Genomic DNA, 21374 nt, shown 5'->3' on the forward strand with positions numbered 1-21374 from the left:
TCCCTTTTCTGCTTAACTTAGAAAAATACATAAAATGACACTTAGAATGTATTTCAACAAAAAAAGACCTTTCTCCTGCGAAAGGCCTCTGTTCTTTATTTAAAAGTCGTTTCCCAATCAAATCCGATTATCTCGTCATTCCATGCAATTCTCTTTTCATCTGGGTTTTTCGGGTCATAGGATTCTGTCGTGAAATAGACAATTTGCAGAGGTGTCTCGCCTAGTACCCGGTAGCCATGTGCGACACCCTTTGGGATGAGGAGGAGCATTGGATTGTCTTCCCCCATATAATACACATCAGTTTGACCCTTTGTAGGAGAACCCTCACGCAAATCGTATAAAACGACCTGAGCATGACCTGCTGGGAAAAACCAAACGTCATCTTGCTTTTCATGATAATGAAAGGCTTTGATTACTCCTGGAAAGCTTTTCGACCACGATGCCTGCCCAAAACGTTGCAGCATCGGCTCATCATCTCGAATGAGCTCTGCAAAAAAGCCGCGATCATCACAATGTTTCATGAGTTTTTTCGTTTGTACACCATCAATCATGCTGATGCCATCTCCCTTCTTTCTGCAAATATTCGTGAAGCGCATCCTTCCAATGTCTCGGCTGCCAGCCTGTGGCTTCAATGGCTTGAAGGTCTAACACAGAATAGGCTGGACGAGGCGTTTGGAAGCCGTACTCTTCCGTGGAAATTGGCTCAATGGTCGTAGACAGGCCGCTTTTTGCCACAATTTCTGACGCAAAGTCAAACCAAGAACAGCTTTCTCGGTTACTGACATGATAAATTCCTGCACGCTGATCAAACAAATGAATGATGGCCTCTGCGACATCCTTTGTATAAGTCGGTGAGCCTACTTGGTCATTCACGATGCGCAAATGATCCTTTGTTTCTGCGAGCCGAAGGATGGTATTCACAAAATTATGTCCCTCATGACCGTATAGCCACGATGTACGGATGATTTTCACTTCGTCTGATACAAGATGGATCAATTCCTCACCAAGCTTTTTACTTTTTCCATAAATGGTTTGAGGATCTGCTTGTGCATCCACTTGGTAAGGCGTGTCTGCTTGCCCGTCAAACACATAATCTGTACTGACATGTAACACATCAGCCCCTACGTTCTTTGCCTCCAGCGCTGTATAGTAGGCGCCAATGCCATTAATAAGATACGCCTTTTCCGTTTCTGTTTCACACTGATCTACTGAGGTATATGCTGCTGCACTGACAACAATATTAGGACGAAAGTGTCTCATCGCATGTTTGACTGCTTGCTGGTCTGCGATATTGAGCATGCTCTTCGTTAAGGCAATGACGGTGATGTCTTTCTCCTTAAGCTGTCTGCTCAATTCCTTCCCTAGTTGCCCGCCTGCACCGGTGATTAAAACTTTCATCCGTCACCCTTCTTCGCTCTGATCATATTTGGCACGATACCAATTGATCGTTTTTTCAATACCTGCTTCAAATGACGTCTCCTGCGTCCAGCCAAGCTCCCGTTTTAGCTTACTGGCGTCAATCGCATACCGCCGGTCATGTCCTTTACGGTCTTCAACAAACGCAATACGGTCATGACTCATCCCGAGCTGCGTTAGAATGGTTTTGGTCAAATCGAGATTCGTTTTCTCGTTACCACCGCCGATATTGTACACCTGCCCAGCTGTTCCGTTTTCAAGGACCTGCTTTACAGCTCTTGCATGATCCTCTACATACAGCCAATCGCGAATCTGCTGGCCATCTCCATAAATCGGGATTTTTTCTCCATTGATTGCTTTTCTAATAATCGTCGGTATTAATTTCTCTTCATGCTGATGCGGTCCGTAGTTGTTGCTGCACCGTGTGATCATTGCGGGTAATTGGTGAGTGTGGATATAAGATTTTACAAGCAGGTCTGAGCTTGCCTTGCTTGCTGAATAAGGATTATTCGGTGAAAGCGGTGTTTGTTCTGTGAAAGCTGGATCATTCAGTTCCAAATCTCCATATACTTCGTCTGTTGAAATATGAATCATTTTTTTCGCCTTGCCCTTTAAGACTGCCTCCAGCATACGATAGGTACCGAGGACATTTGTTTGAATAAAGGGCTCTGCCGATTCAATACTGCGATCAACATGGGATTCTGCTGCAAAATGAATGATCGCATCATAGACTTCATCAAACGCTTGATCCAGCTCATGTTGAAGGGTGATATCCCCTTGAATAAAACGAAAATGAGACAGCTTTAATAATTCATCCATCTCCTCTGGATGACTGGCATATGTTAACTTGTCAAAAACAGTGAGCCGGACATCTGTTTCCTGAAGCAGCAGTTTCACAAAATTCAGTCCAATAAATCCCGCTCCGCCTGTAATTAAATAAGACTTCGTCATTCGTATCCCTCTTTTTTCTTCATCGTTTCAAACATTTTCGTCGATGCTTGGTGGAGAGATTCATGTGTTCCTGCATCAATCCACCACCCTTTTAACATATCATAGGTCAGCTGGCTATTTGAGATATAGAGATTGTTTACATCTGTAATCTCTAATTCGCCTCGATCTGACGGTGAGATTTTCTCAATATATTGAAAGACTCCTTGATCATAAAAATAGATACCCGTGACGCAGTAGGATGAACGCGGATGCTCCGGTTTTTCCTCAATTGATAATATTCGCTGGTGGGCAGCATCAATTTCTGCAATGCCAAACCGCTTTGGATCTGTCACTTCTTTCAACAGAACCTTCGCACCGCTTTCTTGCTGCTGAAAGGCTTCAACAAAAGGAGTTAGCGAATCCTCAAATACATTATCACCAAGCATTAGCACAAACTTTTCCCCTTCTACAAAGGGCTTTGCGTAGGATAAGCCGTCTGAAATTCCAGAAGCTTCTGGCTGTACCTGATACACGATGTTCATCCCCAGTTCCTCATCGCCTTCAAGCAGCTTTTGAAACAGCGGGATTTGTTCTGCTTGTGATATGACCATTACTTCTAAAATCCCCGCTTCTTTCAATTTGAACAATGACCAATAAATCATCGGATATGGGCCAACCGGCAATAAATGTTTATTGAAAATCTTCGTTAAAGGTGCCAGTCGTGATCCCTTTCCTCCTGCTAAAATAACTCCCTTCACATCTACACATCCTTATGTTCTTTTTGGTGATGATTCATGAGGTATATAAGAATGTTTTTCACTCGTTCGATTCCTTTTCCATCAATGAGTGACCGTCCATTGAGATGAATGCTCCTGCGAAGAAAGTAGCTGCCGGACAGTCTTCGCACAGCACGCCATATATCCTTTTCATCCACAAGGCTGCCCAATCCAAGATGGTGACAGGCTCCCTTTTGTGCAAAACGAGTGGCTGTTACTGCTTGGTGGTCTACTTGTGAAAGGACAATGCTGGGCACCCCGATACAAACAGCCTCATATAACGTCATCCCGCCAGCAACAATCGCTAGATCGGCTTCGGCAAGATGGGCAGGTAATTGATCCGTATGGCGAATGAATTGAATATGTGCAGCCTCGATTTTTTCTTCGATGCGAGAGGCTTTTCCTGTAACTGCTAGAATGTGTAAATGGCCGGCTTCGAGAAGTGCTGATACAGCTTTTGTTAATAATCCGCTTGGATCACTGCCCCCAAGGCTGATCACCACCTTCTTACATTCTTTGCGAACCTCATATGTGTCTTTTAATTTGCTGATCTCGTGATCTAACAATAAATAAGGTGTTCCATAAAAGTAGTCCGTTCCATTTACTTGCAGGTGCTTTTCATCCAGTCCACCATAAATGCCGTTTATGACAGCATCAGCAAGCTGGCAAGCTTCTGCTCTTTCTTCTTCAAATAAGACCAGTTTTGCATTTCTGAAGGACGCTTTGATCGATCGAAGGAACTGAAGGTCACAATCAAGGACATCGATCAGCAGAAGATCAGGATTTAGCTCTTTTATGTCCTGCTCCATTTGAAGAAATACGTTTGATTCCGGCACCAAATGAACGTGCCATGCTGGATGCGAGAGCATTTCTACACAAATCTGTTCATTTGTATAGAAATATAAGTCGTTTCCTTCTTGAACCAGTTCCTTTGCCAGACGTTTCATTCTAGCGACATGACCCATGCCTCTCAAAAAACCACCGTACACAACAATCATGATTTTTTTGTTCATTCAGCATCCTTCTGTCTCACAAATTGATTCAACCGAACCATATTAGGATCTTGTTCACAAATGGTGATGAGTTCAGCTGTAGGCACTGCAATAGACCCGCCGGCTTTTTCAAGTAAACGGGTGGCAAATACGTAATCTTCTTCTGTATCAACCGTGAATCGATAAGCAGGATATGCGAGTTCTTTGGGCGGTGTGAATAATTGCAGATGAAATTGCTCAGGGTGCTTTCGGATATACAGCGTGACATGCTCACGCTCCGGCTGCGTAAGGGGAAAATTGTCGATTTCACATAAAATAGTTGCGTTGATCATTTCCCCGGAAATACCGAGTGGTGTTCCAGTCGTATACGTGTAATCAGCCTTCTTCTTTCTATGTTCTTCAAGCATTTTCGACAAAAGCGCTGGATCTATAAATGGATTATCTCCCGTTAAACGTACAATGGTTTGTGGTTCAAAATGTTGAGCTATCTTTGCGAATCGCTGCAATACATCCATCTCACTGCCACGAAATACCTTATAGCCCTTTGATAAACAATAATGAGCCAATAGATCATCTTCTGCTTCGACTGTTGTGGCGATCATGAGGTTCTGCGTCTTGTGATTGTAATGATTTGATTGCTTTACACGTTCAACAATGAAATCGATCAATGCCATACCACCGATCGGCTTCATCACCTTTTTTGGCAGTCTTGTTGAGCCCATTCTAGCCTGTATGACAAAGAGCACATCATTGATCATTTGTAGACTCCTGCATGAGCACATCTTTCCACGAAACCCCTGTATGGGCTGGAATGTCTCTGACAGCCTTGGCACCAATTAAAGTCTCCATGTACCGCGGATGAAGACCTTGGCTTTTTTGTCCTGGACGTAATACGGCTAGATTTTCTTCGGTCAAAGTCTCGCCCTTTGCAATCCCTTTTATCGTAAAAATCCCTCGATACGCAAATTCACGAATCTGCCCTTCAATGGCAGTTGTTGTTTTAAAAGAACTGCCAAGGAGCTCCTCTGACACAGAATGAGCGTCTGTTTCTGATTGATTTCGGTCCTTTTCCGCCGCTCGAATATACTGAACCATTTCCTTTAATTCTTCGGGATCGAGCGCAAAGGAATGATCGGCGCCAGGCAGCGTCTTATCAATCGTAAAATGCTTTTCAATCATGGCTGCCCCAAGTTTCACAGCGGCAACGGGGGCTTCAGTAGGATGCTCACTATGATCGGAAAAGCCGATGACTGCCTCAGGAAAAGCGGAGGCTAAGGTTTGGAGCACACGAAGATTCGTGTAAGCTCTAGGTGCCGGATACTTTGCGACGCAATGCATGATGGCGACCTGATCGTTTTGCTCGCTTGTAATCGCCTCATATGCTTCATGAACATCTGCAATAGTGGCCCCGGCAGTTGAGAAAATGATGGGCTTTTGAAAAGAAGCTGTATGTCGCAAAAGAGGCAAATGATTGATTTCATAGGATGCTAGTTTGAAAGCTGGCGGATTAGTTTGATTCAATAAATCCGCAGATTCCTCATCACACACTGTGCTTAGAAATATCAGCCCTTTTTCCTCACAGCGGTTTAATAACACCGGCAACCATTCTGGCGGCAGCTCCATTTGTTCGACTAAGGAAAAAATGGACACCTCTTCTCCCTTGGCTGTTTCGTATAAACCTGGTTCCTTTTGATACATCCGATCAGCTTGAAACATTTGAAACTTCACTGCATCGGCACCTGCTTCTTTTGCTACATCAATTAAAGCAAGCGCCTGATCCAGCTTTCCATCATGGTTAATGCCCGCCTCTGCAATGATAAAGACAGGCGCTCCATCCCCCACTTTGCGATCTCCAATGTAGAAATGCGCCATCTTACCTCTCTCCTTTTTTCGGCCATACATGGTAATACAAAAAGGCATTTTTTGTTCTAAAGCCCAGCTTTTCGTACAGCTGAATGGCGGTTGTGTTATGCATCTGAGTTCCTGCAGACATAAGCCGATGCCCTCTCTCATAAGAGGCTTTCACCATCGCAATCACCAGCTTTTTTCCGAGCCCTTTTCCTTGTGCATCCGGTCTAATGGCGAGTAAATCAAGCACCAGTTCATCGTCCTTGATCACCCCTTGGATCAAACCAACGACTTCATCATTCACCTTTGCCGCGATATTGATATCTGCACGTCCGAGCAAATTATTTTTCATCCATTCTTGAAAGAAATGCTGGACGGCACTCTGGTCTAAAAAAGGATCAAGCGCATACCTGCTTTTCACAAAAGCCTGATAAGCGAGTGACACCGCCTCATCGTATTCCTTTTCATTCGGCAGACTGATGACCACATCTTCACCTGTTGATGGCATTTCCATGTGAACAGGCGGCGCTTCAAGACGAGTAAGACCGCCTACATAGTACACATGTGACAGCCTTTGGACGATGCGGTTTTTTTCAACATCCGCCGCTTCAAGACGCAAAAAGAAAAAATCGCATTTTTCTGATCTCATCCAATTGATAAAGCGCTCCATTAATTCCTGAAAAGCAGATGCTGACTCAGCTTCTGCAAACTTCACATGAAAAATATGCTGATCAAATATGCCGCTTTCCCATTTTGACCAGTCGTATAACAGCACCGCTTTGAGCTGGGCGCCACTGACAAGACCAAACTGTTTAAAGCCTTTCATTTGTTCAATTTGTTGACCGTAATTCTCAAGCCAAGCGGACAGCACCTGATCGTCTATTGCATGAACAGCCTTCATGAAGATGCCTTCTGTTCTTTTAAAATAGACAGCACCGCAGTGATGACATCCTGCACATCTTCATCTGTCATACTGGGGTAAAGGGGGAGTGAGAGGGTCCGCTTGTAGTACGCAAGTGACTCAGGAAAATCCTCTGGTGAATAGTGGTAGGTTTGTTGATAGTATGGATGCATATGAACAGGGATAAAGTGGACACTCGTGCCGATCTTATAGTCTTTTTGCAGCTGATCAATTAGCTCATCGCGTGTGATGAATGCTTCTTTCGGGTCCACTTGCAGTACATATAAATGCCATGCATGTCTTCCCTCATGATGCACTGGCGGCAGGATCAGCCCTGCTTCCTTTTGAAATGCCTGATTGTATGCTTTCGCAATGTGTTCTCTCCGTGCCTGCATATCATCTAGACGGCTTAGCTGGACAAGCCCTAACGATGCCTGCACATCAAACATGTTCATTTTATAGCCAGGTTCCTCGACCTCGTAGTACCACGTTCCTTTTTCTCCATAACGATTCCATGCTCCTTTGCTCATCCCATGGAGTGCTAGTCTTCTGATCCGAGCGGCAAGTGCATCATCATTTGTCGTCAGCATGCCGCCTTCCCCGGTCGCTATATTTTTCGTCGCATAAAAACTAAAGGCAGTCGCATCACCAATCGCTCCAATCGGGTTCCCGTGATACGTCGTATGCAGAGCATGAGCGGCATCCTCGAGCACAAATAGATCGTACTTTTTGGCAATGGCTAAAATCCGGTCCATATCGCACGATTGACCAGCAAAATGAACAGGGATAATCGCTTTTGTATGTGGTGTAATCGCCGCTTCTAATCTCTCTGCATCGAGGTTGAGTGTCGCTGGGTCAATATCGACAAATACAGGAGCTGCCCCTGTATGAATGATCGTATTGGCTGTTGCGCAAAATGTCAGAGGCGTTGTAATCACCTCATCCCCATTCCCAATCCCTCTAGCTTTTAAGGCTAAAAATAAAGCAGCCGTACATGAATTGACAGCGATCGCATGTTTTGCACCGGTCAGCTGTCGAAACTCTTCTTCGAACTGTCTGACTTTTGGTCCGGTTGACAGCCAGCCTGATTTTAATGTTCCAATGACTTCGTCAATTTCTTCCTGCTCAATCAACGGCAGGGCATAAGGAAGAAATTGTTCTCTCTTTTTTTCCATATCGCTTGCACACCCCTATCTTCATCTCTGAAAATCTACACCTGTTTTTGTTTTAAGCAGAGAAAGCAGAACATCGGTCGATCGCGCATGCGGATAATGTTCTTTAATGAACTTAGCTCCTTGCTGCTTTGCCAGCTCCATCTCTTGATCATCCGACAAAATACGAATGGCTTTCTCAGCCAGTTCAACAGGGTTTTCCATCTGATAGCTGCCAAGCGACTCGTAATAAGGGTATCTTCTGCCTTCTGTCATTTTCCCGATCAGCACACTCTTTTCAAAGAGCATCGCTTCAAGACCGACGGTTGATGTGAGCGTAATGACCATATCCATATATGGCAATAGGTCATACAAGTCGATTTCTTTTTTAATCAATCTCACATGATTTCCTGCTCGTTCAATGGACATATACTCATTTAATCGATTGCGGGCAATTTCCCACGGATGCGGCTTCATGATCAACTGAATGTCTTTCCGTTTTGCAATCGTTTGAAGCACATCACCATAGAAAGCTTCTGAAAACGGCTGCGTCGCCACAAGTACGGTCTTTTTGGCAGGATTGAAGTTCAATTTACGAAAGATGAGTTCCTGCTGAAGCGGCGTTCGATCCTTCACCAAATCAAACCTCGGATGACCCGTGATCTCCACCTGTTCCGGCTGACAGCCTTTGTCTACATACCAGTCTTTTTCATACTTTCCAAACACCCCGTGGCACGTCGTGAAAATTGGTAAAAAGGCTTCGTCTCCCATCAGTGCGCCGTGCTGAAGACAGATACTCGTGAGCTGGCGTTTCACAGTTTGCAGTGCAAGTACCCGGCTGTATGCATCCTCCGTTGTCCCCACAATGATAGCTGCAATTGGCTCCATCTGAAAAAGCACTTCTGTCTGGTCTATCACATCAATAAATTGCACAATGTCCTTCCGAAGCTTTTCTCTAAAAAAGACATTGCCAAAGACCGGGTGCTTTGCGTAAGGTTTAAGGAGAGCATTTGCTTTCTCAATATATTCAGCATGGGCTTCTTTATTAACCTCTCCAGCTAATTCAGGCTTGCTGATGACAGGTAAACCGAAATAGTCTGCCTTCTTCCAGCGAGCAAGCACCACGGTTTGACTCGGATGGAACCGCGTGTAATTTTGTTCAGTAAAACGCAGATGTTCAAAGTGAAGCAAGACCTTTCCATTCGCCGGACGATACGCAATACGCTTGATCTGTTGCTTATGTTGATCAAAAAATGGCTGAATCTCTTCCGGCAGCGGACAATCGGTTGTCAATTCTTGACCGAATGCTTCATCCTCCATACGTCTCCTTACCTCAGGACTGATATATTGATAGAAATTGCTGATCAACCCAAGAGGAATTTGTTGATAGGACAAATCCTTCATGAGATTTACAAACTCAAAGTACACCTGCCAATAATGATGAAGATAGTGCGACACTTAAGGTCACCTCCCATGTTTTTGTTTTAATATGCGGCGGAGCTCCCAGCAGGTAGACTGCTCAGGAAGTGCTTGAATAAAGGCATTTTTCTCTTCTTCCGCCAACTGATAGTGAATGGACTGTTCTGTGATGTAATTTGTATCTAACACTTCATCATAGGGATAGAACGGATAAAAATGATTTAATCGAAAAAAGAAACGGGCATCCCCTATTCGATAAAAATGCGGACTCTCGTCCCAGTAAGACCCAAATTCAGCATGAATTTTTGTTAAAATCGAAGCACGATGAATGACCGAACAATGATCTATTGCACAAGGTGCATTCCATTGCACCGTTTGCGCAGGTCGAATCGTTTCCTTTACTGGCTCTTTTTTACTATTTAAATAGATTACTTTTGAAGCAGAATAGACAATATCTTCACCTGGTCGAGCATCTAGATAATGTGTGAGCTTCTCTAAACGGTCCGGGGCATAGACATTGTCATCTGTGGCATAGGAAATATACTCGCCCTTTGCTAGTTCTAATGCTTGATTAATGAGGACGGCGTATCTGGTTTTCGCTGTTCTCTCCTCCAGCGATTTGACACCGCTTTGGATAAAATGAACACGGGGATCTTTGCGAAAGGGCTCAATCGCGGCAAGGGTTTTTTCGTTTGAACCATCGTCCATAATAAATAGTTCAAAGTCTGACAGCGTCTGCTGCAAAACCGCTTCAATCGATCTGCCGACGTAAGCCGCCTTGTTGTAGCTCGTCATAATGACAGTTACTTTTGTCAAAGTTTTCACCTCGGTCTCTTTCAAACTATGTTTATCATATGTGTCTCCTCTTAAAGAGACTGTAGAGTGACCTATTTTTTATAAAATTGTATTTTTTTATTGTTTTATCTTTGAAAAACGTGAACTTTTTGGTAATATAAGTAATCATTTGTGTGTATTAAAGGAGTAAAGAACATTGGAAGCTATGAAGAATGATCACTCCCAAGAAGAGGAAGCAAAAGGTTTTTTTCGTTTTTTCAAAATTTTCGTCGCAACAAAAACAATTATTCGCTCATATCAACATTCCTCTATTCCCATTTGGCTGATGATGCTCCTTGCAAGTATCGCTGGTACAGGCTGGGTCTACGAAGGGTATTTTAGCGATTATATGGGCAATCATATTCCATTCCCTTTTATTCTGTTACAAGGTGCGGGATATGGTATTCTAGCAGGCAATCTCGGTCTATTTTTCGGTGTACTCATCCTAAAGTGGTTAGGGCGTCTTTTTTTCGGCAGTCAAACGGCATATCGAGATGTACTCAAAGCCTTCACGCTGTCGACCTTTTTCCCTTCCGCTTTATTTGCACTCAGTTGGATTTTCACGATTGGAATGCTTGGTCCGTATACGTTTGTCAAAATCTCACCCTATTTAGATCAGCATTATGAGGTTTGGTATTATCTTGATCTTTTGACACTGATTGAGGCTTATGCAAAGACGTGGATATTTGGAATGACTGTTTTAGGTATTGTCGCTGTGATGAAGCTCAGATTATGGCAAGCCTTTCTCATTGTGATAACACCGCTTGCGGCATGTTTTCTCATCGTGACACTTTCATTTGATGTCCAGCGCGCTGTAAATTGGATGATGTAAGGAAGGTTGCACATCATATTCGTAAGCAGCGAAGCGCAGAACTGGCAAAGAATGCGGGGTTAGCCCGCGCCTAAGGAACTGCACCGCAGTTCCTTTTTTTCGTTCAATGTATACATATTCTGCCCTCCTGTCTCATAGTGTGAAAGAGAGAAAGAATGCTATGGAAACAACAGGTGCTTAAGTGCCTTCTGTTTAGAACACCATGAGGAAAGAGGAGGAACGTTATGAAATTGAAAAATCAATTTGGGCAAGGTTCGGGTTTCGAAGGTCAAGATTTTCGCCAGCAACAATATGGAGCAAATCCGTATCCTGCACAGCAGATGGGTTATTCAGTCCCTCCCCAAACGCAGGGTCAAATGCAAGGACAAATGCAGCAGGGATTTTCACCAATGCCGTCTACTGGTTCTTCACAAGGGGGGCAGGGCATGCAGAGCAGCGGGCAGCCTTATCAAATCCCTTCTGGACCGATTTATCAGCAGAATGTCACTGGTCAGCTGCCAATCGAGCAGTCCTATATTGAAAATATTTTACGTTTGAACCGTGGCAAGGTAGCCACGATTTATATGACGTTTGAAGCAAGTAAGGAATGGAACTCGAAGATTTTCAGAGGCGTCATTGAAGCTGCAGGACGTGACCACATTATCATTAGTGATAACAAGACAGGAACACGATACTTACTATTAACGATCTATCTTGATTACATTACGTTTGATGGGGAAATACAATACGACTATCCATACTCCATGTCCACGTATTCTCCGAGGTAGACAATGCCACATATCACAAAAGCAAGGAGCAGGCGCCCTTGCTTTTTTCTTTTGACTAGGTTTTTGTCACACCTCTCAGGCGCTGCTCATAAGATGCCTAGTAGTTTTTATTAAACACCTAGAGGTGACATTCATGACTGTTGAGCTGGATTATACATCACCAAATGTTAAATATTCATACGATCTAAATCAAAGCCCACTTGTGAAATACGATCAGCATAACCTGATTAACGTTTTAGGAAAAAAGCAATTAAACTCGTTGGATCAAGTATCCCTGCTGGATATATATTTGAGTAAAAGCAAAGTCGTAGAGCCTCATTATCATCAAAATGCCGCAGAGCTTGTTTATTGTATAGCCGGTTCTGCTGCCGTCTCAATGCTGAATCCATTTACAAAAAAACTGCACACCTATACCATCACCCCTGGACAGGTAGCAAACGTACCCCAAGGCTGGTGGCACTACGAAGTTGCCCTTCAAGACAGGACTCATTTGTTAGCCATTTTTAACGCATCTACGCCAGAAGTGATCCTGGGCTCAGACCTTCTCACCCTCACCCCTGCTCACATCATGGCACATACGTATTGCATGAACGAAACACAGTGGAAACAGGCGATTCAACCTGTGAAGCCAAGTGTGTTTATCGCGCCATTTTGCCACAGAGAAGAGGAAGCACAAACGAACCCTGTCCCTCCGTCTCACTACATCCCTTATTATCAAGCACCGCCAAACTACGCCCCTTACTGGAATTAAGAAAAAAACCGATGCCCCTCTCAGAGCATCGGTTTTTTGGCTTATAAATTTTTTGCTGCTGCAATGACAAGCATGATCCAAGAAGCGATAAATGCCAATCCGCCAATTGGGGTAATGGCACCTAGAATCTTCACCTGAGTCAATGCCAGAACATAAAGGCTTCCTGAGAAGAAAAGGATGCCTGCAAGCATTACCCAGCCAGCGGTCGGAACTAGAGAAACACCTGACAGCTTATCTGCAAGAAAAGCGACAATAAATAGTCCTATCGCATGGAACATTTGATATTGAACCCCTTTGTTCCAAATCTCTATATACTTTTCAGGAATTTTCCCTTCAAGACCGTGCGCACCGAAGGCTCCGAGTCCAACAGCTAGCATCGCATTAATCGCACCTAAAATGAAAAATAGTTTCATTCGTCATTCTCCTTATCTCGTCAATTATGTTTATCATAGCGCGTGTGACAGACGATATTCAACTTTCCGTTTACGTTGACACGAGATTGTCGGATTTCTTTTTCTTTCGTAACAGAACTTGATCGACCGCGATCGCAATGAGTGTACCTAGTACAAGTCCATTGCTTAATAATGAAATAAGCACAGGATGCATGCCTTTCAAGGCTCCCTGCGGTACAAACATCGCCCCTACACCTGCTAAAACGGCAATTCCTAGGACAAAGCGAATCCGCGGAATTTCTTCTTTCTCATACTGATCAAACTCAGACATCGCAATTCCAATCATTGAGGAGAATACCACAAAGTTTACAGCAAGCCCCACAGGTGATGGCAATGCGGAGAAAAAGCTCATGAGCAGCGGGAATAAACTAATGAGTACAATGAGCAGACTTCCTATGAAAAATGGCTTTCTCGATGGAATTTTCGTTGTCTGGATAAATCCTGCTGCCCCGGAAATAGGTACAGGCGCAATCGCTCCGATCAATCCGCTCAGTAAGTGGCCAAATGCTGCGACAAAACCAGCCGGACGAGCTCTCTTCCGTTCACGCAGTTCACCAAATGCCTTCACTGAACTTTCCACAATTCGAATACTTGCCAGCATGTTCACAATGAGTAATATCGTAATGAAAAAGGACGTGACAAGCAATCCGCTGTCAAATACCGGCATGCCAAATGGGAACAGCTTCGGAAACTCGATGATTTTTTCTGGAATTCGAACCGGCTTTGCCAGCCCGAGTAGAGCAAATAACAACCAGCCTCCTGCAAGGGCAAACAACACAGAAAACTGTCTTAAGTAATGCCATTTTGAGCGGCTGATCATGAAGGTCAGAACAATAATCAAGATCGACAAGCAAAAGACAAGCCCGTCCACCTGATTTCCCCGATAGCCGATGCCCATCAGCCCTTTCATGATCGGCTGACTTAACTGCACAACTAATAGCAGCAAGTAAATACCTGTGACGACTGGCGTAAATAAAGACGCGAGCCAATTAATGATTTTAAAAAGACTAAAAATAAAAAAGAAAGCGGCACTAAAAATTAAAGCCCCTTGTAGTGCTTGCAGAGTTTCAGGATACGTTGCAAAGATGGTTCCTGTCATACCTGCATAAAGGGTATACACACCCCACCAAAGCCCTGCTGGACTTTCATTGATCGGCAGCATATGGCCGCATAAACATTGCACCATCGCCACAAGACCAAGTGAAAAGAATGTACTTTGAATCAGCTCCGCTGACTGCACTTGGTTCAACTCAAATGCTTGTGCAATCGCAATTGGTACAGCAATAGAAGCTGCGATAAAAAATGCCATCCACTGAATGGCGCCCAAAAATAGTTTCAAACCGATCACCTTCCCTTTGTCGTGACAAGACCATTAAAAATCAAAGATAGAGTCGCCGTTCCCGTCCTTCTCTCTTTGTCCCTCTTCTTGATGCTGAAATTTCTTCGCACCACTCGCACCCATCAGTTTCTCAAGCATGGCTTGATCTGAGGAGACGGGCGGCGCGGACGGTGTCTGTATCGAAGAAGGTGGCGAGATAACCGGCGTTTGCGGCATTTGCACCTGTGATGGTGCATCGAGAATGACATCACATAGTGAAGAAATCGCCGCCACTTGACGTTTCACCTCTTCATCATTTCCACTTTGTTTCGCCTTTTGAACCGCTTCCTCCATTTTTTGAAGCAGGCTTGATATATGAATATTCAAGGGTAGACCCTCCAATCTAAAAAAGTCTCTTTTCAACATTATTTTACCAAATGAACAAACGAAATGGGTTCATTTTTTCAAAGCAGTCTGCTCCCGCCTCTCTTATTTGACCCGACATAGCCCTTCACACATAATAAAAGAAACAACATCGTTTATGAAAGGATTGAATAATGGACAAACTCACTGCTCTTTTTCAGAAACAAAAAGTCTTTCAAAAGCCGCCGGTTGAAGAACGCATCCGTCTTCTTAAAGACTTAAAAGCATCCATCAAACAGCATGAGAAGGATATTTTACAAGCCTTGGCCCATGATTTACATAAATCCGAACAGGAAGCCTACACAACTGAGATCGGGATGGTGTATGAAGAAATCAATCATACCATCAAGCACCTCCACAAATGGGCAAAACCAACACGCGTGAAAACGCCCCTCACTCATATCGGGTCGAAAAGCATGATTATGAAGGAACCTTATGGCCGTGTGCTCATCATTGCTCCTTGGAACTATCCTTTCCAATTGGCCCTTTCTCCATTAGTTGGTGCCATTGCTGCGGGTAATGCCGTTATTTTAAAACCGTCTGAGCTAACGCCGCAAGTTTCAGAAGTAATCAGTACAATCGTGGAACGTGTATTTCAAGAAGACCATGCAGCTGTCGTAGAAGGCGGAGTAGATGTGAGTACAGAGCTGTTGAAACTGCCCTTTGATTATATCTTCTTTACAGGAAGTGTGGCAGTCGGCAAAGTCGTCATGGAAGCCGCCGCAAAGCATTTGACCCCAGTCACACTTGAGCTTGGCGGAAAAAGCCCTTGCATCGTCATGCCTGATGCAGATATCAAATTAGCGGCAAAGCGAATCACGTTCGGCAAATTTACCAATGCTGGTCAAACGTGTATTGCACCAGACTATCTGCTTGTTCATGAATCCATTAAAGAGGATCTTTTGCGGGAAATGACAGCCTGTATCCGTGACTTTTACGGCGAACAACCGGAAACACATCCACACTTTGGGAAAAATGTCAGCCATCGTCATTTTGACAGGCTCTCACAATTCCTCTCAAATGGAACGATCGTCACGGGGGGACAGCGCAACGAAGACGAGCTCAAAATCGCTCCGACCATTTTAGACCACATCACATGGGAAGATCCCGTCATGCAGGAGGAAATTTTCGGACCGATTCTGCCTGTCATGACCTTCGAATCTCTGCAAGAGGCAGCACATATGATCAAAGCAAGACCGAAGCCGCTTGCACTTTACTTATTTACAACAAGCAAGGAAACAGAATCCTATATCCTAGACCATCTCTCATTTGGCGGAGGATGTATCAATGACACGCTCATGCATGTCGCTACTCCTTACCTGCCATTCGGAGGCGTGGGTGAAAGCGGCATAGGACGATATCACGGGAAAGAAAGCTTCTTTACGTTTACGCATGAAAAAAGCATCCTGCGCCAAACCAATCGCTTCGATTTTTCCTTCCGTTATCCAAATGCGAAAAACGGACTCGACTTGGTTCGTAAATTTTTAAAATAAACAGGACGAAGGGTCTCTCCCCTCGTCCTCTTTTTATTCAATATCTTGGATACACCAATTGATTTCTTCAATCCCCATTTGATTTAAATACGCGTTTACCTTTGAGAACGGACGACTGCCAAAAAAGCCGTTTCTTGCAGAAAAAGGACTTGGATGAGGTGACTCAATGATGTAATGCTTGTTTTGATCAATGCGTTCTTTCTTATTTTGAGCATGTCTTCCCCACAGCACAAAAACGACGGGCTGATCACGTTCATTCAGCACATCAATCACGCGGTCTGTCACACGTTCCCAGCCCTTGCCTTTATGAGAGTTCGCCTCGCCCTTTCTCACGGTCAGCACAGTGTTTAAGAGCAGCACACCTTGCTCTGCCCAGCTCACAAGTGAGCCGTGATTTGGAACAGGACAGCCAAGATCATCCTTTAGCTCCTGAAAAATATTTCTCAACGATGGCGGATGCTTCACGCCAGGCTGAACTGAAAAGCTTAATCCATGTGCCTGACCTGGGCCATGATAAGGGTCTTGTCCCAAAATCACGACTTTGACTTCTTCATAAGACGTCAAATGAAGCGCACGATAAACGTCATCCGGTTTCGGAAAAACGGTCTGCGTGCGGTATTCTTCCTTCATCCATTCACGTAATTCTTGATAATATGGCTGTTCAAATTCACTTTTCATCACAGCCCACCAGCTATCATTTAAAAATGGCTTCATTGGGGTTCTCCTCCTTGTGTCTGCTGTGCAAGCCTTGAGACCATCGGTTTTCCGTCCCACACAATCTCACTCTCTGATTCTCGTTTTTTCATCGCTGGTTCTTCTAATAAGACAGCAAAGTTCGCTGTTGGCAAATCGCCCAGCCCGTGCTTTTCACTGAGATCATTTAAGTAGTTCTTCCTTGTCTCACCAAGATCACTAGACTGATTCCCGCCGCCGTCAAAAAACGCATAGATCACACTGGCAGCTGGTACTCGTTTGACCCGGGCATGCTGCGTGACACGTAAGAAAAAGTCCCAATCCCAGTAATGATGCATTGCTGGATCAAAATAGCCAATCTCATCGTGTATACAGCGTTTGTACATACTGCCGGAAGGAACGTATGTAGAAAAGACACGCATATCCTCAATAGCAGCTGTATACGCAAACAGACGTCTTGACACAGGGAAGCGGGTCGCACCTTTTTCTTCAAATGATACAATTTCTGCATCAGAAAAGACAAAATCGGCCTCATCCAGCGCCTTACTCATACGTTCAATATGACAAGGTGTAAAATAATCATCGTCATCACTCAGCATGATCACATCGCCTGTCAGCTCCCGCACTCCCACGTTTCTAGCATTCACATGCTGGACATTCTCATCTAAATGGATCAAGCGGATCGGAAGTTCGGGGTAGAGTTCCTGAATGATCTCGACGCGCTCTCCTGCATCATTCACAACCACAATTTCAAAAGGCTGTACGGTTTGTCTCTTAATAGATTCAAGCAGCTCACACAGTGCGCTGAGCCGGTTATGTGTCACAATTAATAAGGAAATCTTCATATTCAGCTTACTCCTTTAATAGATTCGTCTTTTTCCATTAAAACATAAAATGGCGTTCTTCTCATGATATAAAAGGCGGTTTGATATGACGAAAAAATGGGAACTTTTGATGAAAAGGAGTGATCATGATGGAATATTTCACAGTAGAAAATAGCAAAGAAGCCAACCAGACCATTGAACAAATACGTTCAGAAAAGGATGATATTTTTGTTTTTGCGTACGATCCAGAACGCTCTGATACCGTCACAGAGCATACGAATGCCAAAAGCATGACAGCGGTCGATCAAGGGATTTTAGATCAAATGGCCAATGTCATCCGCACCCGGGATGACGAGCTCATGGCCAAATTGATGTCGGTTGGCGCCGATCAGGAATTAGCTTTATCACTTTTAGACGAACTGAAAAAGGGGAAATTGGTGATTTGTAAAAGGTAAGGGGAAAGGCGTTCTTCCTAGGGTGGAACGCTTTTTTATGTCGTTTCATTGTGATAAATGAAAAAGCTGATTATAATAAGGGATAGAACAGTAACTGTTACACATCACATTGGAGGTTCAGCAACTATGTCTATGAATAAAGCACTCACCATCGCAGGCTCGGATTCAAGCGGCGGTGCAGGTATCCAAGCAGATTTAAAAACGTTTCAAGAAAAAAACGTCTATGGGATGACAGCTTTAACCGTTGTCGTTGCAATGGACCCACATAACCATTGGGATCATCAGGTGTTTCCAATTGATACGGCGACAATTCGTGCACAGCTCTCTACCATTGTAGAAGGCATTGGGGTAGATGCGCTGAAAACGGGTATGCTCCCAACAGTCGACGTGATCGAACTGGCAGCGGACACCATCAAAACATATGACCTAAAAAATGTCGTCATTGATCCTGTTATGGTTTGTAAGGGTGCGAACGAAGTGCTATATCCGGAGCACGCTGAAGCACTGCGCGAAAAGCTTACGCCACTGGCAACCGTCATCACGCCTAACCTTTTCGAAGCAGGTCAATTAAGCGGAATCGGTGAGATCAAAACGATCGAACAAATGGAAGAAGCAGCAAAACGCATTCACGAACTTGGTGCCAAGTATGTGGTCATCACTGGAGGCGGTAAGCTAAGCCCAGATAAAGCGATCGATTTGCTTTATGATGGACAAACCTTCGAACGACTTGAAACAGATAAGATCGATACAGATTACACACACGGCGCAGGCTGCACATTCTCAGCAGCAGTCACAGCTGAACTAGCAAACGGCTCAGACGTGAAAGAAGCCATTTATGCAGCAAAAGAATTCATCACAGCTGCCATCAAAGGCTCTTTCCAGCTAAATGAATACATCGGACCAACAAAGCATTCTGCTCATCGTTTTGATAAGTAGAATAGAAAAAACCGATTCGCCTTGTTAATGGGCGAATCGGTTTTTGTTTGTACTTACAAGCTCTTGGATACCTTCTCTATTCTCTCAAATTCATCACGTCAATCACAACGAATATTTTGATCTTTTCAATATCATCAATGGGTACAAACTTCTTGTTCTCCAAATAAATATACGTTTCTATCTTCAATTGACGTCACCTTTCATTTCATGAAAAAAAGCATACCCGCGTCTGGGTACACTCTTTTATCCACAAGGAATACCTACTTTTGCTGATCAGATTCTTTGGCCATTTTTCGAATAAAGGCTTCAATAGATTCAACAAATAAGGCATATTCTTTCATTTGTTTATACGTACCTGACAGCTTCTCTTTTAATTCTTCCTGCTCTAGAGAAGGTTCACCGAGAATAGATTGGACTTGAATGAGCAATTCTTTATATTCTTCACGTTTATCTTCAACATGATCTGCCATTGTCTCCAAGCGTTTTCTAGTCGTCGGCTGCTGTTTTGAATTCAAGTAAACAACCCCTTTTTGTCCTACCGCATTTGGATAAACGTCAGCCTCAGCTGTATATATTTTAAAATGATACCATAATTCCACTTGTTATCATATATGTAAAACGTCATCAAACCGCTTCTGACCACCCTTGTATATACATGATATAGCCCCTAAGATACAGGTTGAATTCACTAGAAAAAAGCAGATCATTGATCTGCTTTTCTTTGTAAATGCCATGTTTTTAGTTTAAGCTTTGTTTCATTTCTGCCACTGATTGAGATTGATTTATTTCCCGGGGAAGGAAAATAACGAGCAGTCAATACTTCTCTGCCTCCGTTTACAAAAATCTCAATTGACGATGCATCGATAAAGATGTGAAGGTCGTGTAATTCCTCTATTGCCACTTCTCGAACTTCTTTTGTTCGATCTTCAAATCGATCTCGCTCTAATGTCAGTTTGCCCTCATCTTTATCATAAATGATACGGGCTGCCGCTCGAATACAGCATTCAAACCCTTTTTGTGTATCAATTTGATCAATGAATAACTCTGCGCTCGTAATATCATCTACAGGAATCGATTGGACGGAGCGTTTAATATGGAAAACATGCTCCTGTTCGTTGGTTCTCATCGCCTGGAGCTCAGTAACTGGCTTTTGAATCAGATGTCCGTCTTCATCTAAACGCAGCTCTCTCGGAATGGTGAGGCAGTGTATCCATTGATACGAAATTGTTGGATGATGCTCTTCTCCTTGATTAGGCACTCCCATCCATCCAATTAAAAGTCGTCTGCCTGATTCGTCTAAAAAGGTTTGCTGCGCATAGAAGTCAAAGCCTCGGTCCAGCTCCTCAAACGCTCCGTGCGTATATTGATAAGTATGGTCATCCAATTTCCCAACAAAATAACCTGATTGATGTGTATTATGATATTTTAAGCCATCCGGCTCGAGCCCCTGCGGCGACACAATCAATACATCCCGGCCATCTAATTCAAATAGATCTGGACATTCCCACATGTAGCCGAAATCCTCTAATCCATTTTTCCCACTGCCTGCAATGATGCCTTGAAACGTCCAATTGTCTAAAGTATCAGAGGTAAACAGGACGAGATTCCCTTTCAGATTCAGGCTTTGTGCACCTAGAACCATGTACCACTGACCATTTCGCTTCCATACTTTCGGATCACGAAAATGGGCGGTGAATCCTTCTGGCAGCGTCGCCACGACACCTTTTTTCTGAAAATGAATGCCATCCTCTGAAACAGCTAAACATTGATACGTCTCGCGGTTTCCTTGTTCATCTCGAACGTTGCCAGTGTACATCACATACATCTGTCCATCGTCAATGACTGCACTGCCAGAATAACAGCCATTTTGATCAAACCAATCACTTGGCGCAAGGGCGGCTTCCTCGTGCTGCCAATTCACTAAATCTGTCGATGTGTAATGGCCCCAAAATTTTGCGCCGTGACCGGTTTTGAATGGCTGCCACTGATAAAAAACGTGGTAAATCCCTTTCCACTGAATCAACCCATTCGGGTCATTTAAAAGACCAACTGGCGGCATTAAATGAAAATGCTGGTGATACACATCTTTTTTCACCAAATGCTCATAGTTTCGAATACGTTCTGCTACCTTTTGACGAAGTGCTGCGTCAGTTGTTGTCATGA

General features: G+C 43.8%; 24 protein-coding genes. 6 read left to right on the plus strand and 18 right to left on the minus strand.

Features of this window, described 5'->3' with window-relative positions:
• Window positions 1-95 precede the first annotated feature (95 nt).
• The 11 genes from ACQYAC_RS11550 to ACQYAC_RS11600 are packed head-to-tail and all read right to left on the minus strand — an operon-like array spanning window position 96 to window position 10249.
• Window positions 96-551, minus strand: coding sequence for a dTDP-4-dehydrorhamnose 3,5-epimerase family protein (locus ACQYAC_RS11550; protein ID WP_169055916.1), 456 nt, complete (start codon window positions 549-551; stop codon window positions 96-98).
• Window positions 544-1398: a dTDP-4-dehydrorhamnose reductase gene (gene rfbD / locus ACQYAC_RS11555; RefSeq protein WP_144461588.1), complete on the minus strand. Its 855-nt coding sequence runs from the start codon at window positions 1396-1398 to the stop codon at window positions 544-546. The genes ACQYAC_RS11550 and rfbD overlap by 8 nt, the downstream gene beginning before the upstream one ends.
• 3 nt (window positions 1399-1401) lie before the next feature.
• Complete coding sequence (gene rfbB, locus ACQYAC_RS11560; protein WP_429943324.1) at window positions 1402-2367, minus strand: dTDP-glucose 4,6-dehydratase; 966 nt, start codon at window positions 2365-2367, stop codon at window positions 1402-1404.
• Window positions 2364-3104, minus strand: a complete 741-nt coding sequence (locus ACQYAC_RS11565) for a sugar phosphate nucleotidyltransferase (protein WP_429943325.1) — start codon at window positions 3102-3104, stop codon at window positions 2364-2366. Before ACQYAC_RS11565 ends, rfbB begins: the two co-directional genes overlap by 4 nt.
• 2 nt (window positions 3105-3106) lie before the next feature.
• On the minus strand, window positions 3107-4135 hold the full coding sequence (locus tag ACQYAC_RS11570; protein ID WP_429943326.1) for a PseG/SpsG family protein: 1029 nt from the start codon (window positions 4133-4135) through the stop codon (window positions 3107-3109).
• Window positions 4132-4872 (minus strand): cytidylyltransferase domain-containing protein, encoded by a 741-nt coding sequence (locus ACQYAC_RS11575; protein WP_180309898.1) that lies wholly within the window; start codon window positions 4870-4872, stop codon window positions 4132-4134. The genes ACQYAC_RS11570 and ACQYAC_RS11575 overlap by 4 nt, the downstream gene beginning before the upstream one ends.
• A complete protein-coding gene (locus tag ACQYAC_RS11580; RefSeq protein ID WP_429943327.1) occupies window positions 4862-5986 on the minus strand; it encodes an N-acetylneuraminate synthase family protein in 1125 nt (374 codons plus the stop codon). Before ACQYAC_RS11580 ends, ACQYAC_RS11575 begins: the two co-directional genes overlap by 11 nt.
• Before the next feature lies 1 nt (window position 5987).
• On the minus strand, window positions 5988-6863 hold the full coding sequence (locus tag ACQYAC_RS11585; RefSeq protein WP_429943328.1) for a GNAT family N-acetyltransferase: 876 nt from the start codon (window positions 6861-6863) through the stop codon (window positions 5988-5990).
• On the minus strand, window positions 6860-8038 hold the full coding sequence (locus tag ACQYAC_RS11590; RefSeq protein WP_429943329.1) for a DegT/DnrJ/EryC1/StrS family aminotransferase: 1179 nt from the start codon (window positions 8036-8038) through the stop codon (window positions 6860-6862). The genes ACQYAC_RS11585 and ACQYAC_RS11590 overlap by 4 nt, the downstream gene beginning before the upstream one ends.
• A gap of 21 nt (window positions 8039-8059) precedes the next feature.
• Window positions 8060-9472, minus strand: a complete 1413-nt coding sequence (locus tag ACQYAC_RS11595; protein ID WP_429943330.1) for a CDP-glycerol glycerophosphotransferase family protein — start codon at window positions 9470-9472, stop codon at window positions 8060-8062.
• A 6-nt stretch (window positions 9473-9478) separates the two neighbouring features.
• Window positions 9479-10249, minus strand: a complete 771-nt coding sequence (locus tag ACQYAC_RS11600) for a glycosyltransferase family 2 protein (RefSeq protein WP_342498176.1) — start codon at window positions 10247-10249, stop codon at window positions 9479-9481.
• Between the two features lie 184 nt (window positions 10250-10433).
• Between ACQYAC_RS11600 and ACQYAC_RS11605 the strand changes: the two genes are divergently transcribed.
• The 3 genes from ACQYAC_RS11605 (at window position 10434) to ACQYAC_RS11615 (ending at window position 12617) form a co-directional block, all read left to right on the plus strand.
• Window positions 10434-11099 carry a YIP1 family protein gene (locus tag ACQYAC_RS11605; protein WP_244270812.1) on the plus strand — a complete coding sequence of 222 codons (666 nt, stop codon included), beginning with the start codon at window positions 10434-10436 and terminating at the stop codon, window positions 11097-11099.
• Between the two features lie 224 nt (window positions 11100-11323).
• The gene (gerQ, locus tag ACQYAC_RS11610) at window positions 11324-11866 is read left to right on the plus strand and encodes a spore coat protein GerQ (RefSeq protein WP_012011646.1); all 543 of its coding nucleotides are present in this window, start codon (window positions 11324-11326) and stop codon (window positions 11864-11866) included.
• A 133-nt stretch (window positions 11867-11999) separates the two neighbouring features.
• On the plus strand, window positions 12000-12617 hold the full coding sequence (locus ACQYAC_RS11615) for a cupin domain-containing protein (protein WP_061409937.1): 618 nt from the start codon (window positions 12000-12002) through the stop codon (window positions 12615-12617).
• 41 nt (window positions 12618-12658) lie between these two features.
• Here ACQYAC_RS11615 and ACQYAC_RS11620 read toward each other — a convergent pair whose 3' ends face one another.
• From ACQYAC_RS11620 to ACQYAC_RS11630, 3 genes are all read right to left on the minus strand, one after another.
• Window positions 12659-13030 carry a DUF423 domain-containing protein gene (locus ACQYAC_RS11620; protein WP_058013405.1) on the minus strand — a complete coding sequence of 124 codons (372 nt, stop codon included), beginning with the start codon at window positions 13028-13030 and terminating at the stop codon, window positions 12659-12661.
• Between the two features lie 70 nt (window positions 13031-13100).
• A complete protein-coding gene (locus ACQYAC_RS11625) occupies window positions 13101-14408 on the minus strand; it encodes a purine/pyrimidine permease (RefSeq protein ID WP_061409939.1) in 1308 nt (435 codons plus the stop codon).
• Between the two features lie 33 nt (window positions 14409-14441).
• The gene (locus ACQYAC_RS11630) at window positions 14442-14774 is read right to left on the minus strand and encodes a YwdI family protein (protein WP_426972171.1); all 333 of its coding nucleotides are present in this window, start codon (window positions 14772-14774) and stop codon (window positions 14442-14444) included.
• 170 nt (window positions 14775-14944) lie between these two features.
• Between ACQYAC_RS11630 and ACQYAC_RS11635 the strand changes: the two genes are divergently transcribed.
• Window positions 14945-16303, plus strand: a complete 1359-nt coding sequence (locus tag ACQYAC_RS11635; protein ID WP_429943331.1) for an aldehyde dehydrogenase — start codon at window positions 14945-14947, stop codon at window positions 16301-16303.
• Window positions 16304-16336: 33 nt separating this feature from the next.
• Here the strand turns inward: ACQYAC_RS11635 and ACQYAC_RS11640 are convergent, their stop codons facing one another.
• Together ACQYAC_RS11640 and ACQYAC_RS11645 are read right to left on the minus strand one after the other, a co-directional pair.
• Window positions 16337-17017: a uracil-DNA glycosylase gene (locus ACQYAC_RS11640; protein WP_058013401.1), complete on the minus strand. Its 681-nt coding sequence runs from the start codon at window positions 17015-17017 to the stop codon at window positions 16337-16339.
• Complete coding sequence (locus ACQYAC_RS11645) at window positions 17014-17841, minus strand: glycosyltransferase family 2 protein (protein WP_429943332.1); 828 nt, start codon at window positions 17839-17841, stop codon at window positions 17014-17016. The genes ACQYAC_RS11640 and ACQYAC_RS11645 overlap by 4 nt, the downstream gene beginning before the upstream one ends.
• Before the next feature lie 128 nt (window positions 17842-17969).
• Here ACQYAC_RS11645 and ACQYAC_RS11650 point away from each other — a divergent pair, with 128 nt between their 5' ends.
• Both ACQYAC_RS11650 and ACQYAC_RS11655 read left to right on the plus strand, forming a co-directional pair.
• Window positions 17970-18275, plus strand: coding sequence for a general stress protein (locus tag ACQYAC_RS11650; protein WP_429943333.1), 306 nt, complete (start codon window positions 17970-17972; stop codon window positions 18273-18275).
• A gap of 126 nt (window positions 18276-18401) precedes the next feature.
• Window positions 18402-19211, plus strand: a complete 810-nt coding sequence (locus tag ACQYAC_RS11655) for a bifunctional hydroxymethylpyrimidine kinase/phosphomethylpyrimidine kinase (protein WP_058013398.1) — start codon at window positions 18402-18404, stop codon at window positions 19209-19211.
• Window positions 19212-19471: 260 nt separating this feature from the next.
• On the opposite strand, the gene ACQYAC_RS11660 is transcribed toward ACQYAC_RS11655, so the two are convergent.
• Both ACQYAC_RS11660 and ACQYAC_RS11665 read right to left on the minus strand, forming a co-directional pair.
• The gene (locus ACQYAC_RS11660; RefSeq protein WP_058013397.1) at window positions 19472-19726 is read right to left on the minus strand and encodes a hypothetical protein; all 255 of its coding nucleotides are present in this window, start codon (window positions 19724-19726) and stop codon (window positions 19472-19474) included.
• 188 nt (window positions 19727-19914) lie between these two features.
• Window positions 19915-21372 carry a sucrose-6-phosphate hydrolase gene (locus tag ACQYAC_RS11665; protein ID WP_429943334.1) on the minus strand — a complete coding sequence of 486 codons (1458 nt, stop codon included), beginning with the start codon at window positions 21370-21372 and terminating at the stop codon, window positions 19915-19917.
• Window positions 21373-21374 lie beyond the last annotated feature (2 nt).

Source organism: Bacillus sp. MM09(2025) (assembly GCF_050496725.1).
GTDB lineage: Bacteria > Bacillota > Bacilli > Bacillales > Bacillaceae > Bacillus > Bacillus pumilus.

Excerpts from the sequence above, each read along its gene's own strand:
- ACQYAC_RS11645 (WP_429943332.1), bottom strand. The coding sequence starts at position 17,841 with ATGAAGATTTCCTTATTAATTGTGACACATAACCGGCTCAGCGCACTG.
- gerQ (WP_012011646.1), top strand. The coding sequence starts at position 11,324 with ATGAAATTGAAAAATCAATTTGGGCAAGGTTCGGGTTTCGAAGGTCAA.
- ACQYAC_RS11655 (WP_058013398.1), top strand. The coding sequence starts at position 18,402 with ATGTCTATGAATAAAGCACTCACCATCGCAGGCTCGGATTCAAGCGGC.
- ACQYAC_RS11635 (WP_429943331.1), top strand. The coding sequence starts at position 14,945 with ATGGACAAACTCACTGCTCTTTTTCAGAAACAAAAAGTCTTTCAAAAG.
- ACQYAC_RS11650 (WP_429943333.1), top strand. The coding sequence starts at position 17,970 with ATGGAATATTTCACAGTAGAAAATAGCAAAGAAGCCAACCAGACCATT.
- rfbD (WP_144461588.1), bottom strand. The coding sequence starts at position 1,398 with ATGAAAGTTTTAATCACCGGTGCAGGCGGGCAACTAGGGAAGGAATTG.
- ACQYAC_RS11605 (WP_244270812.1), top strand. The coding sequence starts at position 10,434 with ATGAAGAATGATCACTCCCAAGAAGAGGAAGCAAAAGGTTTTTTTCGT.
- ACQYAC_RS11620 (WP_058013405.1), bottom strand. The coding sequence starts at position 13,030 with ATGAAACTATTTTTCATTTTAGGTGCGATTAATGCGATGCTAGCTGTT.
- ACQYAC_RS11580 (WP_429943327.1), bottom strand. The coding sequence starts at position 5,986 with ATGGCGCATTTCTACATTGGAGATCGCAAAGTGGGGGATGGAGCGCCT.
- ACQYAC_RS11640 (WP_058013401.1), bottom strand. The coding sequence starts at position 17,017 with ATGAAGCCATTTTTAAATGATAGCTGGTGGGCTGTGATGAAAAGTGAA.
- ACQYAC_RS11570 (WP_429943326.1), bottom strand. The coding sequence starts at position 4,135 with ATGAACAAAAAAATCATGATTGTTGTGTACGGTGGTTTTTTGAGAGGC.
- ACQYAC_RS11590 (WP_429943329.1), bottom strand. The coding sequence starts at position 8,038 with ATGGAAAAAAAGAGAGAACAATTTCTTCCTTATGCCCTGCCGTTGATT.
- rfbB (WP_429943324.1), bottom strand. The coding sequence starts at position 2,367 with ATGACGAAGTCTTATTTAATTACAGGCGGAGCGGGATTTATTGGACTG.
- ACQYAC_RS11550 (WP_169055916.1), bottom strand. The coding sequence starts at position 551 with ATGATTGATGGTGTACAAACGAAAAAACTCATGAAACATTGTGATGAT.
- ACQYAC_RS11615 (WP_061409937.1), top strand. The coding sequence starts at position 12,000 with ATGACTGTTGAGCTGGATTATACATCACCAAATGTTAAATATTCATAC.
- ACQYAC_RS11575 (WP_180309898.1), bottom strand. The coding sequence starts at position 4,872 with ATGATCAATGATGTGCTCTTTGTCATACAGGCTAGAATGGGCTCAACA.
- ACQYAC_RS11585 (WP_429943328.1), bottom strand. The coding sequence starts at position 6,863 with ATGAAGGCTGTTCATGCAATAGACGATCAGGTGCTGTCCGCTTGGCTT.
- ACQYAC_RS11665 (WP_429943334.1), bottom strand. The coding sequence starts at position 21,372 with ATGACAACAACTGACGCAGCACTTCGTCAAAAGGTAGCAGAACGTATT.